This window comes from Candidatus Methylomicrobium oryzae, assembly GCF_016745425.1.
GTDB classification, from domain to species: domain Bacteria; phylum Pseudomonadota; class Gammaproteobacteria; order Methylococcales; family Methylomonadaceae; genus Methylomicrobium; species Methylomicrobium oryzae.
The window spans coordinates 64,899-80,279 of record NZ_JAERVK010000001.1 but is presented as its reverse complement, the minus strand read 5'-3'; the positions used below and the strand labels follow the sequence as shown (position 1 = coordinate 80,279).

Genomic DNA, 15,381 nt, shown 5'->3' with positions numbered 1-15,381 from the left:
GGGTACTGCAGCGCCTTATCGCGTGAAGCGCCTTGCAACGGCTAACTGCGCCTGTTGCTGCGCCAGATCGAAATGAGCAGCCAAATACCGCCGAGAAAAGCGAAGAGATAGCCTAAGAAACCCAAGACCGGCAGGCTCAAGAACGAACTTTCACCCTTGACAGTGGTGATGATGGAAGTGCCGATAATCAGTGCGGAGGTAACAATTCCCATCGTCAACCGGCTGATCGCCACATCGATCTTATCCACATAGGGGCCGATTCCCTTGACGTTGAAATCGACCTGAACCGCGCCTTTTCGGGAAGCCCTGAGCAACTGGTGCAATTCCTTCGGAAACGCAGCCAGCAGGTCGACGATGCCGACCAGATTATTCCAGCCGCGTTTTGCGATCACGTCCGGCCGGTAGCGATCCGCCATCAGTTGCTGCAGATAAGGCGCCGCGAACACCAGCGTATTGAAATCCGGATCGAGATGCCGGCCGAAACCGTCGAGTGTGACGTAGGCCTTGACCAGAAGCGCCAAATCGGGCGGCAGCGACAAGTTATGGTCCCGAAGGATCGCCAGAAGGTCGCCGATCATCATCTGCAGGCTCAAATCCTTCAGCGACCGATTACTGTATTGATCGACGAACGCATCGATCTCGATCGCCAACGCCTGCTCGTCGGTCTTGATCACCCCGGACCAATCCTCTAGGATTTCGACGACTTTTAGCGGCATCCGATTGACCATTCCGTATAAAAATACGATGACCTGTTCCCGGCGTTCTTCGGTCAGCCGTCCCACCATTCCGAAATCGATAAAAGCAAGCCGGTTGTCCGGCAGATAAAACACGTTGCCGGGATGAGGATCGGCATGGAAAAAGCCGTCTTCCATGATCATTTTGAGCACGGCCTTGGCGCCACGTTCGGCCAGGAGTTTCCGATCCAGGCCGGCCTGATCCAGCGCTCTCAGATCGCGGCCCGGAATACCCTGAATATACTCCTGCACGTTCAGCCGCTCGCCGGTCAGCTCCCAATAAATCGAGGCAATCTTGATGTGCTCATTCCCTGCCAGATTGGCGGCAACCCGTTCGACGTTGCGCGCTTCCGCCGCAAAATCGAGTTCGGCCCTGAGCGACTGCGAGAACTGCCGGAATATCTCGCGCGGATGGTAGCGGCGCAGTTCCGGCACGTCGGATTCGATCACTTCGACGACCCGGTTCAACAGCCGCAAGTCCGCCTCGATAATCCGGCGGATGCCGGGACGGCGGATTTTCAAGATCACCGGCGTGCCGTCCTGCAGCACCGCCCGATGCACCTGCGCCAGCGAGGCGGCCGCCAACGGCTCGCGCTCGATGCTCAGGAAAATGTCCTCGATGTCGCCGCCGATGTCTTCCTGCAATTGCGGAACCAAATCCTCGAACGGCAGCGAAGGCACCTTGTCCAGCAGCTTTTCGAATTCCGCGATATAGGCAGGCGGAAACAGGTCCAGCCGGGTCGCAAGAATCTGTCCCATCTTGATGAACGTCGGGCCCAGATCCTCCAGCACGCGCCGCACCCGCTGCGGAGTGTCGAGCGCCGCATATTCTTCGACACTCTGCCAATGCAGGGTTTTGCCGAGGCGCTCCAAGGCACTCCCGACACCGAGCGAACGCACGACCCCACCGAAGCCGTAACGGATCAGGACGGTCGCAACATCCTGGGCCCGGCTTAAATCCTTCGCGGCATTAATTAATTCCCATATCATGATGTCGTGTTTTGCTCGCTATTTTCGTGATTTTTCGGGATCTAGGCTTTCCGCAATGCCGGCGAGAAAACCGCCGGCGATTTTGGCCAGTGCCGAGGTCGTGGCCGAAGCCCCGGCCATTACCGCATGCTGGCCGCTGACTCGGAAGTTGTCTAGATTTTCCAGAATAACCCGGCTCTGTCTGCCGACCGCCGTCCCGTTCCGCCGGGCATGGTCGAGAAAGTCCCGGGCAATTTTCGCCGCGGTTTCGTTGCTGTGGCGCCCAACCCGTTCCATCGTATCCAGAAACAGGCCTTCGAGGCTTTTCAGGTCATCGGCGGCGCGCTTGAAATCATGGCTGGAAAACTCGTCGAGATTCCCCGCCGCTTCTTCGATCGCCAGCTTCGACGCTTCGGCGGTCTTGCTGAGTGTATCGTCCAGCGCTTCGGTGGTCTGCTTGAAAGCCCGTTTGGCCGGGTCGTAATGCGGGCTCATCCCGTCGCTCATGCCTTTCAATACCGCCTCCATCACGCTCTTGATGTTGTCGATATCCAGGGTACGCTCGGTCAGGGCCTTCAGCGTGATCGCCCGTACCCGCTCGTAAATATCGACACCGGATTCGACCGTTTCGCGGACTTCTCTTTCAACTTGCTGCATCGTATCGTTCATGGCGTTTCTCTCTGCAAATTGCAAAATGGAAAATCAATGATCATTAGGAAGAATCCTTTCGGCTTAGGTTCCGCACCTCTGCCGGGCCTCAAACCCGGATGCCCGGCGGCCGGCTGTAACCGTCCAGCAGATTCAAATAGTTCGAGCGTTCGAAAATGCCGGGATTCATGCAGCGCCGCTTGCTCAACAGTCCTTTCGATTCACTCAGCGCCGCAAATTCATGGCGGGCAAGCCAGTCCCGCATCCCTTTTTCGATCGTACCGAGATAGGCAGGACCGTGTTCAAGCAATACCGAGCAGAGCTGAGTCGCATCGGCGCCGGCCAGGATCAGCTTCAGGGCATCTTCGGCCGTGCGCACCCCGCTGGTTGTCGCCAGCGACAGCCCTACCTTACCGTACAACAGCGCAACCCAGCGCAGCGGCAATCGACTGTCCACAGAGCGCGACCATTGCAACTCGGAAGTCACCTGCAAATTGTCCAGATCGATATCGGGCTGGTAGAAACGGTTGAACAGCACGACGCCGTCCGCACCGGACAGCTCGAGCCGTTTCACGAAATGCGCAAGGCCGGTGAAGTACGGCGACAGTTTCATCGCGATCGGCAGCGAAACCTGCCGGCGCAATTCGGTCAGCAATTCCAGATAACGCGCCTCGATCTCGAGGCCGGATTCGTCGACATCCGCGCTCAGGTAATACACGTTCAGTTCGAGCGCATCGGCGCCTGCCTCCTGCAGCGCTTTGCCGTGCGCCACCCAGCCGTCCAGCGACACTCCGTTCAGGCTCGCTATGACCGGAATTTTCAAAGACCGTTTAAGCTTCGCCAACTGCTCCAGATACTGGTCGAGGCCGTGACGGTAGCCGCTATCGTCCGGCAAGAAGCTGTCCGCCTCGGGATGCCCGATGCTTTGATGGATCAAGAATCGGGCCGCGGTTTCTTCCTGATGCCGCAGTTCTTCCTCAAACAAGGAATACATCACGATCGCGCCGGCGCCGGCGTCTTCAAGCCTCAATGCCGAATCCAGGCTACGTGTCAAAGGTGAAGCCGAGGCGACCAAGGGACTGGTCAGTTTCAGGCCTAGATATTCGGTGCTCAAATCGATCCCGTTCATGATTTCTTCTCTCGGTATTTCCTGGAATATCATACCTGCCGATTATAAAGACAAAAATCGTAGGGTGAGTTAGGCGCGCATTGGCATTGCCTTTGAGCGTCCATCGGTCTTTGCCGCGCATCGTAACCCACCGAGGTTGCCGCAAACGGTGGGTTCGGCGCGCAGAAAGTTTTGTCGAATCCGGAAGACAAAGGCAAAGCGCGCCGAACCCACCCTACATTAATCGGCTCCGCTTAGGTTTTTTCTCCCGCTTTGGATGGTTCGCCGCCCAGCCCTGCTTCACTTTTCGCGAAAACCCTGTTTGCCAGTTCGCGGTAGTGCCGGTAGCGCGCATTGACGTCCTGCTGCGATTGCTGCAAGAAGCGTTCCGACTCGTCCGGGTGCGTTCGGCTGAGGAGGCTGAAGCGCGCTTCGGTCAGTGCATAATCCCGGAACGGCATCGACGGTTTCTGGCTGTCGAGCTGCAGCGGATTGCCTCCTGCCTGCGCCCGGCGGGGATCATAACGGAGCAATGGCCAATGCCCGCTGCGCACCGCCATGTCCTGCTGGCGGAGATTGTTCGACAGGTCGACGCCGTGCGCGATGCAGGGGCTGTAGGCGATGATCAGCGAAGTGCCGGGATAGGATTCGGCTTCCAGAAAAGCGCGCAAAGTTTGCGTATCCTTCGCACCATAGGCGACCTGCGCCACATAGACCTGTTCGTAATCGATCGCGAGCCTCGCCAGATCTTTCTTCGGAGTCGGCTTGCCGGCCGCCGCGAACTTCGCGACCGCGCCGCGCGGCGTCGCCTTCGAGGTCTGCCCGCCGGTATTCGAATAGACTTCGGTATCGAGCAGCAGAATATTCACGTCACGTCCCGAGGCCAGCACATGGTCGAGGCCGCCGTAGCCGATGTCATAGCCCCAGCCGTCGCCGCCGATGATCCAGACGCTGCGTTTGACCAAGGTATCGACGACGCCAAGCAGACGCGCCGCCGCTTCACCGTTCAGCGTTTCCAGGCGTTTTTTCAAGACGGCAACGCGCTCGCGCTGCTCGTAGATGCCGGCTTCATCGCTTTGGTCGGCTTTCAGGATCGCATCGGCGAGTTCCGGGTCGATTTCGCCGCGCAGGTCTTCCAGCAGCTCCTCCCCATATTCCTTCTGCTTGTCGATCGCGATCCGCATCCCGAGGCCGAATTCGGCATTATCTTCGAACAGCGAGTTCGCCCAGGCCGGCCCGTGGCCTTCCTCGTTTCGGCTCCACGGCGTAGTCGGCAGATTGCCGCCGTAAATCGACGAACAGCCGGTTGCATTCGCGACCACCATCCGGTCGCCGAATAACTGCGTCGCCAGGCGCAGATAAGGCGTCTCGCCGCAGCCGGCGCAGGCGCTCGGAAACTCGAACAGAGGACGCAAATGCATCGCCTCCGGAATCTTGTTGTGATGCAGCGCGCCGCGCTCGAAATCCGGCAGACTTTCGAAAAAGCGCCAGTTGGTGGTTTCCTGTTCGCGTAGCGGCGGTTGTGGCCCCATATTCACTGCCTTACGTTCCGGCAGCTTAGGGTCGCGGATCGGGCAGACATCGACGCACAAACTGCAGCCGGTGCAATCCTCCGGCGAAACCTGGTAGCTGACCAACAGATTCTCGAACACCTTGCTCTTGACCGGCACGTATTTAAACGTCGGCGGTGCATTCTTGACCTGTTCCGGCGCAAACATCTTGCTGCGAATTACGCTGTGCGGGCAGACGAACACGCATTTGCCGCATTGGGTGCATAGATCGCTTTCCCAGACCGGAATTTCGAGCGCCAGATTGCGTTTGTCCCAGACTGAGGTTGCGGTCGGAAAGGTACCGTCGGGGGACAGAAAGCTGACCGGCACCGCATCGCCCCGGCCGGCGATGATCTCGGCGGTTACATTTTTGATAAACTCGGGCGCGTAGTCCGGCACCGGAGATGGAATTTCGGTCATGCTGTCAGCTGCACTCGGCACTTCGACCCGATGCAGATTCGCCAGCGCAGCGTCGATCGCCTGCAGATTCGCATCGAGAATCCGCTGGCCGGCCTTCTGGTAGGTCTTGTGTACGGCCGTCTTGATCGCGGCGATCGCTTCAATCTTCGGAACGATTTCGACCAACGCGAAAAAACAGGCCTGCATCACCGTATTGATCAGCCTCCCCAAGCCCACGGATTCAGCGATCGCATATGCGTCGATCGTGTAAAAGCGAATCTTTTTCTCGATCATCGCCGTCTGTATCGAGCGAGGCAGAGACGCCCAAACCCGCTCGGGCGGCAGCGGCGAATTCAGCAGGAACACCGCGCCCGGCGCCGCCTTATCGAGCATCCGGTAACGCTCCGGGAATACCTGCTGATGGCAGGCGACAAACTCGGCTTCGCCGTCTCCGATCAGATAGGCCGAACGGATTTTTTCTTTGCCGAAGCGCAGATGCGAAACGGTCACCGCTCCGGATTTGCGCGAATCGTAAACGAAATAGCCCTGCGCGTAACCCTGTGTCTTGTCGCCGATGATCTTGATCGAATTCTTGTTCGCACTGACCGTCCCATCGCTGCCCAGGCCGTAAAACAGGACATTGACCGCCCGCTTCGAAGCATCTGTTCGGAAACCTGCATCCCATCGCAGACTGGTATGGCCGACATCGTCATGGATCCCGACCGTAAACGGGTTTTTAGGCTCAGGCTTGTCCAGTTCGTCGAACACGGCCTTGACCATGCCCGGGGTGAATTCTTTCGACGACAGCCCGTACCGGCCGCCGATCACTTTCGGCAGTGTGGCAAAGTGCGGTACGGCACTCATTGCATCCTGCGCGAGCGCGGTCACCACGTCTTTATACAAGGGTTCACCGTCCGCGCCGGCTTCTTTCGTGCGGTCGAGCACCGCGATCCGTCGTAGCGTCTTCGGCAGCGCTTCCAGGAGGGCCTCGGCGCTGAACGGCCGGAACAGGCGGACCTTCAGCACGCCGACCTTGTCGCCGCGCGCAACCAAATGCTCGACCGTTTCTTCGGCCGTCTCCGCTCCCGAGCCGATCAGCACAATTGCTTCTTCCGCATCCGCCGCCCCGACGTAATCGAACAGCCGGTAGCTTCGGCCGGTCAGTTCGGCGAACCGGTCCATCGTGGCCTGCACGATACCCGGCATCGCCTGGTAATAAGCATTGACCGTTTCGCGCGCCTGGAAATAAATATCCGGATTCTGCGTCGAGCCGCGTAGCACCGGATGCTCGGGCGACAGCGCCCTTTGCCGGTGCGCCGCAATCAGGCGGTCGGCGATCAATGCCCGCACCGTTCCAAGATCGAGCGGCTCAATACTGGAGATTTCGTGCGAAGTCCTGAAACCGTCGAAAAAATGCACGATCGGAATCCGCGCGGCCAAGGTTGCGGCCTGTGCGATCAGCGCAAAATCCTGTGCCTCCTGCACCGAGTTGGAAGCCAGAAATGCGAAACCGGTCGCTCTGGCGGCCATCACGTCGCTGTGGTCACCGAAGATCGACAGCGCCTGGCTTGCCAGCGACCGGGCCGCCACATGGAAGACCGCCGGCGTCAATTCCCCGGCGATCTTGTACATGTTCGGAATCATCAACAGCAGGCCCTGCGAAGCGGTGAACGTGGTCGCCAGCGCCCCGTTTTGCAGGGCGCCGTGGATCGCGCCGGCCGCCCCCGCCTCGCTCTGCATCTCGACGATACTCGGCACTGTGCCCCAAAGATTCCTGCGTCTGTCCGACGCCCATTTATCGGCCAGCTCGCCCATCGGCGACGCCGGCGTAATCGGGTAAATCGCAATCACTTCGCTGGTCATGTAAGCGACCGTGGCGGCGGCTTCGTTGCCGTCGATCGTGATTTTTCTCTTTTGCATAACGTCACCTGGAGATAAGAGTTATGACTTCAAGGTTCTCTATGCCGATTGTACTCTAAAACCCTTCGGCTGCGCTGTCCCCAATCCGGAATGCGGCGGCGCTTTTTCGAACCCGCTGTCAATGGTGATAAAATTGCAGGTTTCTATTGTTAATGACATCTGAACGCCGCATGACCATCGTTTCCAAATTGCCTATCGAATCCATGAAGCTGCACATCGACCTGAGCGGCGTCGATCTTGAAGGGACGTCATTGCCCGATGCGCCGATCCTCGGGCAGGAACGCGCGCAGTCGGCGCTCGAATTCGGCGTCGCAATGGCGCGCCCCGGCTACAACATTTATGTGATGGGCGAACTGGGGCTGGGCCGACTGTCGATGATCACCCAGCATCTGCACGCAATTGCCGAAAAACAGCCGGCACCGCCCTCTTACGCCTATGCAGACAATTTTCAGAATCCGCGCGAACCGGTCGCGATCGAATTGCCGCCCGAACACGGCGCGGTCTTCAGCACAGATATCGAGCAGTTGATCGACAATCTTCTGGCGACCTTCCCGGCGGCGTTCGAAAGCCCGACCTACCAGCAGAAAAAGACCGCGATCGAGCGCCAGTTCAATCAGTATTACAACAATGCGATCGAAAAAGTCGATCAAAAAGCGCTGGATATGAGCATTGCGCTGTTCCGGGAAAGTGAACAGATTTCGTTCGCACCGATTCGCGACGGCAAGGCGCTCGACGACGCCCAGTTTACGCAGCTGCCGCAGGCCGAACGCGACCTTTTCCACAAACAGATCGAGGAACTCGAAGAATATCTGAGCGATATGCTGCTCGAATTGCCGCAATGGCGCCGCGCGCTGGCCGACAAGATCAAACAGCTCGACAACGACACGATCAGCCAGGCCATCGAACCGTTGTTCGCCGAGCTGAACGACAAGTACCAGAATATCGACGACGTGATCACCTACCTTGCCGAGATCGACAAAAACCTGCGCACCACAATTCCCGAATTCCTGATGCCGGGCCGGACCGCCGACCCCCGCGAGTTCGCGAACCGGCGGCAGGTACTGCTGGAACTCTATGCACCGAACATTCTGGTCGACAACAAGCCCGAACACGGCGCACCGGTAATCCACGAGCCGCACCCGACCTATCAGAATGTGTTCGGGCGGATCGAATATTCCAGCGAACAGGGAACCCTGGTCACCAATTACCGGCGCATCTGCGCGGGCTCCCTGCACCGTGCGAACGGCGGTTACCTGATCCTCGACGCGGAAAAACTGCTGACCCATCCGTTCGTCTGGGAAGGATTGAAACGAGCCCTGCAGGCCGGCAGAATCGAAATCGAATCACCCTATTCGGATCTCGGGATCAACACAATCACCTTAAAACCGGAAGTGATCCCGCTGAACGTGAAGGTGATCCTGGTCGGATCTCGCGATCTCTATTACCTGCTCGAAGAACTCGACAGCGAATTCAATGAGATGTTCAAGATCCTCGCCGACTTCGACCATTACATTTCGCGCGATGCGGTGTCGATGCAGCGGTTTGCGCAGCTGATGAACCGGCATGCGAAAGATTCGGGTGCGAACCCTTTAACTCGGTGCGCAATCGAGGCGCTGATCGAACATAGCTGCAGGCTGGCGGAAAACCAGCATCATTTTTCCGCACGGATCACCGAATCGCTCGACATCATCGGCGAAGCGAACCTGTTTTGCCTGCAGGCGAACCGCGACCGGATCGACCGGGAGCAGATCGAAAAGGCGCTGGCCGCCCGCGAATTCAGGAACGGCCGTCTCGCAGAGATGATGCTCGAAGAAGTGCTCGACGGCACGATTCTGATCGATACGGAAGGCAGCGCGATCGGCAAAATCAACGGCCTGACCGTGCTCGAAATCGGCGGCAGCAGCTTCGGTGCGCCCGCACGGATCACCACGACGGTCTCTCCCGGCTCGCGCGGAATCGTCGATATCGAGCGCGAAGCGGAACTCGGCAAGGAAATCCATTCGAAAGGGGTACTGATCCTGACCGGCTACCTCGGCCACACCTACGCGCAGCAATTTCCGCTGGCCGTCTCGGCCAGCATCGCGATCGAGCAGTCCTACGGCGAAGTCGACGGGGACAGCGCCTCCCTGGCCGAATTGTGCTGCCTGATCTCGGCGCTGACCCGCGTTCCGATCAAGCAGTCGTTCGCGGTAACCGGCTCGATCAATCAATACGGCGAAGTCCAGGCGATCGGCGGCGTAAACGAAAAGATCGAAGGTTATTTCCGGCTGTGCAAGGCGCGCGGACTGGTCGGCCATCATGCGGTGATCATTCCGGCTGCGAACAAACGCAATCTGGTCCTGAAGCAGGAAGTGATCGATGCGGTCGCGAAGGGGCAATTTTCGATTTATGCGGTCACCAGCGTCGACGAGACGCTCGAATTATTGACCGGGGAATCAGCAGGCACGGTCGATCACAATGGCAATTACCCGGAAAACAGCATCAACGCCAAGGCCATCTCAAGATTGAAGGAAATTTCGGACATGGCAAACGTGGACGAGGAAAAAGCCGAAGGTGCCTGATCTGGCGCATCGGATTATGGCCGGAATCGGCCAACCCGCTGCAAGGCGCATCTCCGCCGCAGCTTAAGTTCAAGCCGCGGCCGAAGAACGGTAAACAAAACACCGACTAACGCTTCAAAGCTTCCTAACTGGCGTAGCGGTCGTATACCATTTGCAGCATCTGAACTTCGCCCGGTTCAGGTTTGCACCAGCCGCTGATCTGAATGTCTCGCAGAATCGTTCTGCCTTGCTCATCGTTTTCCATATCCTTCAGAATATCGGCCAATAGCTTACCTTCATCCTGCAGATGGGGGGCTACGCAAAAAAGATGGCAGGCAAAGTGGGTTTCGCTTTCATCAAGCTTGCGGACATTGTTGCGGCTGAACGAAGAAAGCCCTTCGTACGATTTTTTCAGCATGAAAACCAAATCGCATTTTTTTCGAATCAGCGATTGAAGTGCCTTGATTTCATTACCGGCAAAATCGTAGGTAAATTTCGTCGAATCGATGCCGCTTTCGTCGCATAAAAACCGGCCCAGCAAATACACGAAGCTATCCTTCGTCGCCGTGCCTACGCACACTCCCTGATATTCGTGCAAGGTCCGCTGATCATCCACCCGGGTCAACAGAACCACTTCGTCGACCTCCGCCACCGGACGCATCGCCGGTACGAAGCCGTAACGTTTGATCATTGCACAGGCTTCAAACGGCTTTGCGAACAACAGATCGGTGTAGTCACCGTCCAGATGTTCCGCCGACTGTTCGAAATGGATCGCTTTTTTCATGCGGCGCTGCAGATACGTATTGAGCAGATACCAACCGGTCAATTGTTGCCCGGACTGCAGGCTGGCCACGAAATTCAACTTGTCGGGCGCGGCGTCCGAGCTTTTCTGTCTGGCCTCGGCGTCCCGCGGTGCGGGAACGGCGGCCGCGGGAAAAGCGCCAGCGGCGGCAGAATTACCGTCTGACTTGACGAAGCGTCCAAGGCCGGTAATTTTGAACAACATGCTGATCATCCGGTCCAGACTTTGCACTTCCACGCGGATTTTTTTCCGCTCCCATTCTTCGAACAATTTCAGCAACAGCGACAGGCCCATCGAATTGACCCGATCGACCTGGCTGAAGTCCAGCAACACATGCGCCTTCGACGGTATGGCGGTCAACGGCTCCAGTACCGGATTGGCATGCGCATCGATCGAGCCGATGAAATTGTAACAATAGCGGTTGTCCTGCTCGGAAACGGGCTGGATGGAAAAACTGCTGATCATGCTGCTCATATCGATGCCCTCATTTGATAAGCTGATTCATACTCGCTGTGATAAAGAAACTGAAGGCCGGACTCTACGCCCATATCGACGCTGCCGTGTAAATCCCACAGGGTCGTCACCTGGGTGCGTTTCTGCGGATGCACCCGGATTTGCAAATAATCCGACATCCGCCACATCATGTACAGGCCGACGCCGCCGATGCCGGCTTCGACGCCTTCGGACATCGCGTGCGCCAGGTTTTTCAAAAACACGCCGGGCGTCAGGGTGCCCCAGTTGTCGGTAATCATCAAGCCGAGGATGTCTTCGCTTACAGCAATGTCGATACGGACCTCTTCATGCGACGACAATTCACGGGATTCGCCCTTGACGTAATAAGCAACCCCTTTGCCGTCCCGCGGCGCAGCATAAAGGCTGTTTTCGGTCATCTCGTCCAGCACCATCATCAAGGCGTCTAATTGGTCTTTGGGAATGTGTCCCTGATCTTTCAGCCAGGAATGAATCTCTTCCACGATAAACGGTTTGTCGTCCGTATGGGTCAATTGAAAATGGCGATATTGCGCCCTGCCGGGCATCAACGCATACAAATCGTCGTCGGGCGATTCGTTGTGCTGATTCAGCAAGTGATTCCAACCCAACTTTTTGCAAAAATCGTCGTGCCTCGGCAGAATCCGGCAAATGCCGTCCTGGCTGAAGCGCGGCAACAGGTCGGAATAATCCTGTTCGGCAAGGAATACCACATATTCCTTCGCAATCCGCGGTATCGGGTGGTCGCCCTGGCGATAAAAGTTTTCCGAAATGCGGATGATATCGCTGACTTCATTGCTGGCGGCGGTCTGCGCCACGCGGTCGCTGTGCGTCACGATCATCATCGTCACGTCGTCGGAATACAGCATGCTCCGGCAGTGCCGCCTCAACGCATCCAGGATCTGATTGCGCAACTGCTCCGCGTCTTCGACATCGGTATTGGCGTTCAGAATCGCTTCGAGGCGGTCGTAACCGAAAGGCTCCCCGCTGGGGGACTCTTCCTCGACCAGTCCGTCGGTATAGAGGAACAAGCGGTCTCCGACTTCCAGCGTCAATTCGAGCACGGACTCCTGGTAGTCCGAATCGGCGCTTTTCCCCAACGGCAGGCCGGATGCTTCCAGCATTTGCCAACTTTGGGCGCCGCGCTTCAATAAATACGGCAAAACATGGCCGGCATTCGCAAACGCCAGCTTGCCGGTGCGCGCGTCCAGGCTCAAACAAGCCATCGTCATCAGCAACGACTGCTGCGCCGTCGCGCGCATCGTGTCGTTCAGCGAGTTGAGTATCTCGCTCGGACTGGTCACCCCTTCGTGAATCAAGGGATATACGCCCGCCTTCGCGGCACCCACCATGGTGCCGGCCGCAACGCCGTGGCCGCTGACGTCGCCGACCATCAAAATGCTGTGATGCCCGCTCACTTTATAATAGTCGTAATAATCGCCGCCGACTTCGCTCGAAGTCAGCATGTTCGCAACGCCCTGCAGACCGGGCAATTCGATGGTGGGTTGCGGCAGTATCGAGCGCTGCAGGGTAGCGGCCAGATTGACTTCGCCTTGCAACCGGGCGCTCAATTGCGCCAGTTCGGCATGGGCCTTTTGCACTTTTTTCTCGGCTTCCTTGCGCTCGGTAATGTCGATGCCGGTATTCAGGAACATCATCGGCATTCCGCTGGCGGAATTCTTGATCACGGTGGGATTCCAGACGACATGCAGGTAATCGCCGGTGCTGATCCGCATGCGCGTTTCGATAGCTTCGGCGAACTCAACGGTCCCTGACATCATGCCGGAAAACAGCGCGTGCAATTCGCCTTGTTCTTCGGCGGGGATAAATTGGTCGAAAAAATCCTTGCCCCTCAGCTCGATTTCCGGCCAGCCGGTATTTTCCTCGGCATGCTGATTGAATAAAACGATTTTACCGTCCGCATCGAGACCGATGATCAATGCCTGAGTCGTATGGATTACGTTATCGGCAAATGCCTTTTCCTGCCGCATTTTCAATGCGCTTTCCTTCAAGCGCTGCACCATCGGCTGCAGCAGCAGCACGCCGACCAGTGCCAGGGAAGCGAGCAGGATCGCAAACATCAGATTCTGCTTGTTAGCGGTACTGCCCAACATGAATTCGGTCTGGCGCTGATAAATCGAGCTGACTTTATTCATGTCCTCCAACAGCAACGGCGACAGCGTAAACAATAATTTCTGGAGGTCCGGATTGGAAGGGTGAAGATCTTTCGCTGGAATTCTTTGTATTTTACGCGCTAGGGCAAGATAGTCCCTGACCAGATGATCGAGCGGCTTGCTTTTGTCGAAATAGATGAATTTAAGATCGTTCGGCAGATTCCCGGATACGCGCATCAGCCGGTCTCCTTCCCTGACGTAGCGGTCGCCGTCCCGTAGCGACATGTGCATCTGTTCCAGTTCGTTCAGGCTGACGAGTATTTTTCCGTCCAGCTTGTGATCCATGCCGTTTAGTCCGACGAAGACTTTCTGGCTCAGCAGCACGTTGATGTCCTGGACGACCTTGCCTTGTTCGGTGCTCATTTTCACGAGAAGTGCATTGCCTTCCTGGCTGCGAAGGTCGGTAATTAGGACGAAATAGGTAATGGTGGCTACGCCGGCCAGCACGAAAAGCACTGTCGCATATTGCTCCAGCATTCTCCCGACCAAGCGTCGAAATAGATCTTGCATCGATGATCTCCTCTAATTTTTTGCCTTGTTTCGGCTTATTGTTCTTATCAGGCCGGAATTTCAAGCGAATGGTTCGGTTCGCCTTCACCCGATCCGTACTGCCTCGACCTTCCGATGCCCCGCCGCACGGTAAAAACCGTTCAGACGCCCGCGTATCCGATAATTCCGAATTCGGCCGCCGAATGCGCACCGAGGGTTTCGAGCGCCTACGATGAGCCGCCAAGCTGGGCCTGCAAAAGGATTTCTTCTCGGAAAAACCCAGCCTTTTGCTCGATTTTTTCCTTAACCCAAACTTAGCAGACATCAAATTTATGTCAACGCAGGGAAATCACTGTCGAAAATAGTGCACTAATCCCTGGAAATCGGCCTCTGCCGCTATGATTCAACGGATAGCGTCTGCATTTCTGCCCGGCACCGAGCCCCCCACGCCTTTGTCTAACAGTCGCCGATTCTTGCTTTTTATTAGCCGAAATAATGATTATTTTTCAGAAACTTATATGGAAACAAAGAAAAGCGCCGGGAAGGCCTCGTTTGTTTTTCGAACGGCCCGGATTCTTGGCAATTTTGTGATGGGATTGGCAAAAATAATGCCGTGAAAAGGCTATGGAAGGATTATTGAGACGGCTGTTATGCTCTTTCCTGCTCGGGCATTGCATTCGGCACTTAAAGAGACAACATTCATTCCAGACCGGAGCCGCCACGAGGTCAATCCGATTCAATCGCCGAACCGTAAGTAAACCGGCGGCGAGCAGCCCGGTTTTGTCGAAATCGGCTGGCACGGCCCCCGATCAAGGAGTCAGATCTTTGGCGGGATTAAGGGAGGGTATCGGAAACCGCTCAGCGGCAGGCGGAGCAGCCTTTCCGTCAAGGAAAAGACGCCGCTGACTGAAAAAGCCGTTTACATAGACGAGCGTTCACTGCCCGTATTCGGCCACGATCGTATCGATACCGTTCTGGCGCAAGCGCGAACGGATCACGCCGACGCTGGCCATGCGCGTATAAGGCCCTAGCGTCACCCTGTGCCAGGTCACGTTTCCGACCTTGGTCCTCTCGATCCGCGATTCGATCCCCATCAGGGCCAGTTTGGCGCGCAGACGGTCGGCTTCCGCCGTGTCTTTATACGACCCCACCTGCAGGATATAGCGCGCCGCCTTGGCTTTGCCGACCCGCTCCTCGCGCATGCGCGTGTTGATCTCATGATCGGGCACGACGATCTCTTTTTTCGGCAGATAGGTGTAGAAGTCGAACTGAGGGCCTTTCGGCTCGGGCACCGCCTCGACCTTCAGTGTGCTTTTACCTTCCGGCTTAGCCGTCGAGCCGGATGCCGTATTTTCGGTAACCGACGGATTGCCGGCCTGCAAAGGAGTCCCGTTTTGAGCTCCCTTGCTGACCAGATAAAACAAAAAGACCACGAAGCCGATAATCAGCGAGGTGATCAGCATCCAGCGCCACAACGCCAGGCCGTCTTTCTGCCTGGGCCTTCGGCTACGGGCGGATTCGCGGGGGTCTTGAGCTCTGTATTTGTAATCTCTGGACAT

General features: G+C 57.0%; 8 protein-coding genes. 1 reads left to right on the top strand and 7 read right to left on the bottom strand.

Features of this window, described 5'->3' with window-relative positions; genetic code table 11:
- Positions 1-41: 41 nt before the first annotated feature.
- From JJL52_RS00380 to nifJ, 4 genes are all read right to left on the bottom strand, one after another.
- Positions 42-1,724, bottom strand: coding sequence for an ABC1 kinase family protein (locus tag JJL52_RS00380; RefSeq protein ID WP_202050417.1), 1,683 nt, complete (start codon positions 1,722-1,724; stop codon positions 42-44).
- Positions 1,725-1,742: 18 nt separating this feature from the next.
- On the bottom strand, positions 1,743-2,372 hold the full coding sequence (locus JJL52_RS00375; RefSeq protein ID WP_202050416.1) for a DUF6781 family protein: 630 nt from the start codon (positions 2,370-2,372) through the stop codon (positions 1,743-1,745).
- An 88-nt stretch (positions 2,373-2,460) separates the two neighbouring features.
- On the bottom strand, positions 2,461-3,480 hold the full coding sequence (locus JJL52_RS00370; protein ID WP_202050415.1) for a dihydroorotate dehydrogenase-like protein: 1,020 nt from the start codon (positions 3,478-3,480) through the stop codon (positions 2,461-2,463).
- A 233-nt stretch (positions 3,481-3,713) separates the two neighbouring features.
- Positions 3,714-7,328 (bottom strand): pyruvate:ferredoxin (flavodoxin) oxidoreductase, encoded by a 3,615-nt coding sequence (nifJ, locus tag JJL52_RS00365; RefSeq protein WP_202050414.1) that lies wholly within the window; start codon positions 7,326-7,328, stop codon positions 3,714-3,716.
- Positions 7,329-7,498: 170 nt separating this feature from the next.
- Between nifJ and JJL52_RS00360 the strand changes: the two genes are divergently transcribed.
- A complete protein-coding gene (locus tag JJL52_RS00360; protein ID WP_202050714.1) occupies positions 7,499-9,889 on the top strand; it encodes a Lon protease family protein in 2,391 nt (796 codons plus the stop codon).
- Positions 9,890-10,013: 124 nt separating this feature from the next.
- Here JJL52_RS00360 and JJL52_RS00355 read toward each other — a convergent pair whose 3' ends face one another.
- The 3 genes from JJL52_RS00355 to JJL52_RS00345 form a co-directional block, all read right to left on the bottom strand.
- Positions 10,014-11,144, bottom strand: a complete 1,131-nt coding sequence (locus tag JJL52_RS00355; protein ID WP_202050413.1) for a PhnD/SsuA/transferrin family substrate-binding protein — start codon at positions 11,142-11,144, stop codon at positions 10,014-10,016.
- The gene (locus JJL52_RS00350) at positions 11,141-13,843 is read right to left on the bottom strand and encodes a SpoIIE family protein phosphatase (protein WP_202050412.1); all 2,703 of its coding nucleotides are present in this window, start codon (positions 13,841-13,843) and stop codon (positions 11,141-11,143) included. The genes JJL52_RS00355 and JJL52_RS00350 overlap by 4 nt, the downstream gene beginning before the upstream one ends.
- A 914-nt stretch (positions 13,844-14,757) precedes the next feature.
- A complete protein-coding gene (locus tag JJL52_RS00345) occupies positions 14,758-15,381 on the bottom strand; it encodes an SPOR domain-containing protein (RefSeq protein WP_202050411.1) in 624 nt (207 codons plus the stop codon).

Bases quoted from the DNA above. Each gene is read 5' to 3' on its own strand.
- JJL52_RS00380 (WP_202050417.1), bottom strand. From the start codon at position 1,724: ATGATATGGGAATTAATTAATGCCGCGAAGGATTTAAGCCGGGCCCAG.
- JJL52_RS00375 (WP_202050416.1), bottom strand. From the start codon at position 2,372: ATGAACGATACGATGCAGCAAGTTGAAAGAGAAGTCCGCGAAACGGTC.
- JJL52_RS00370 (WP_202050415.1), bottom strand. From the start codon at position 3,480: ATGAACGGGATCGATTTGAGCACCGAATATCTAGGCCTGAAACTGACC.
- nifJ (WP_202050414.1), bottom strand. From the start codon at position 7,328: ATGCAAAAGAGAAAAATCACGATCGACGGCAACGAAGCCGCCGCCACG.
- JJL52_RS00360 (WP_202050714.1), top strand. From the start codon at position 7,499: ATGACCATCGTTTCCAAATTGCCTATCGAATCCATGAAGCTGCACATC.
- JJL52_RS00355 (WP_202050413.1), bottom strand. From the start codon at position 11,144: ATGAGCAGCATGATCAGCAGTTTTTCCATCCAGCCCGTTTCCGAGCAG.
- JJL52_RS00350 (WP_202050412.1), bottom strand. From the start codon at position 13,843: ATGCAAGATCTATTTCGACGCTTGGTCGGGAGAATGCTGGAGCAATAT.
- JJL52_RS00345 (WP_202050411.1), bottom strand. From the start codon at position 15,381: ATGTCCAGAGATTACAAATACAGAGCTCAAGACCCCCGCGAATCCGCC.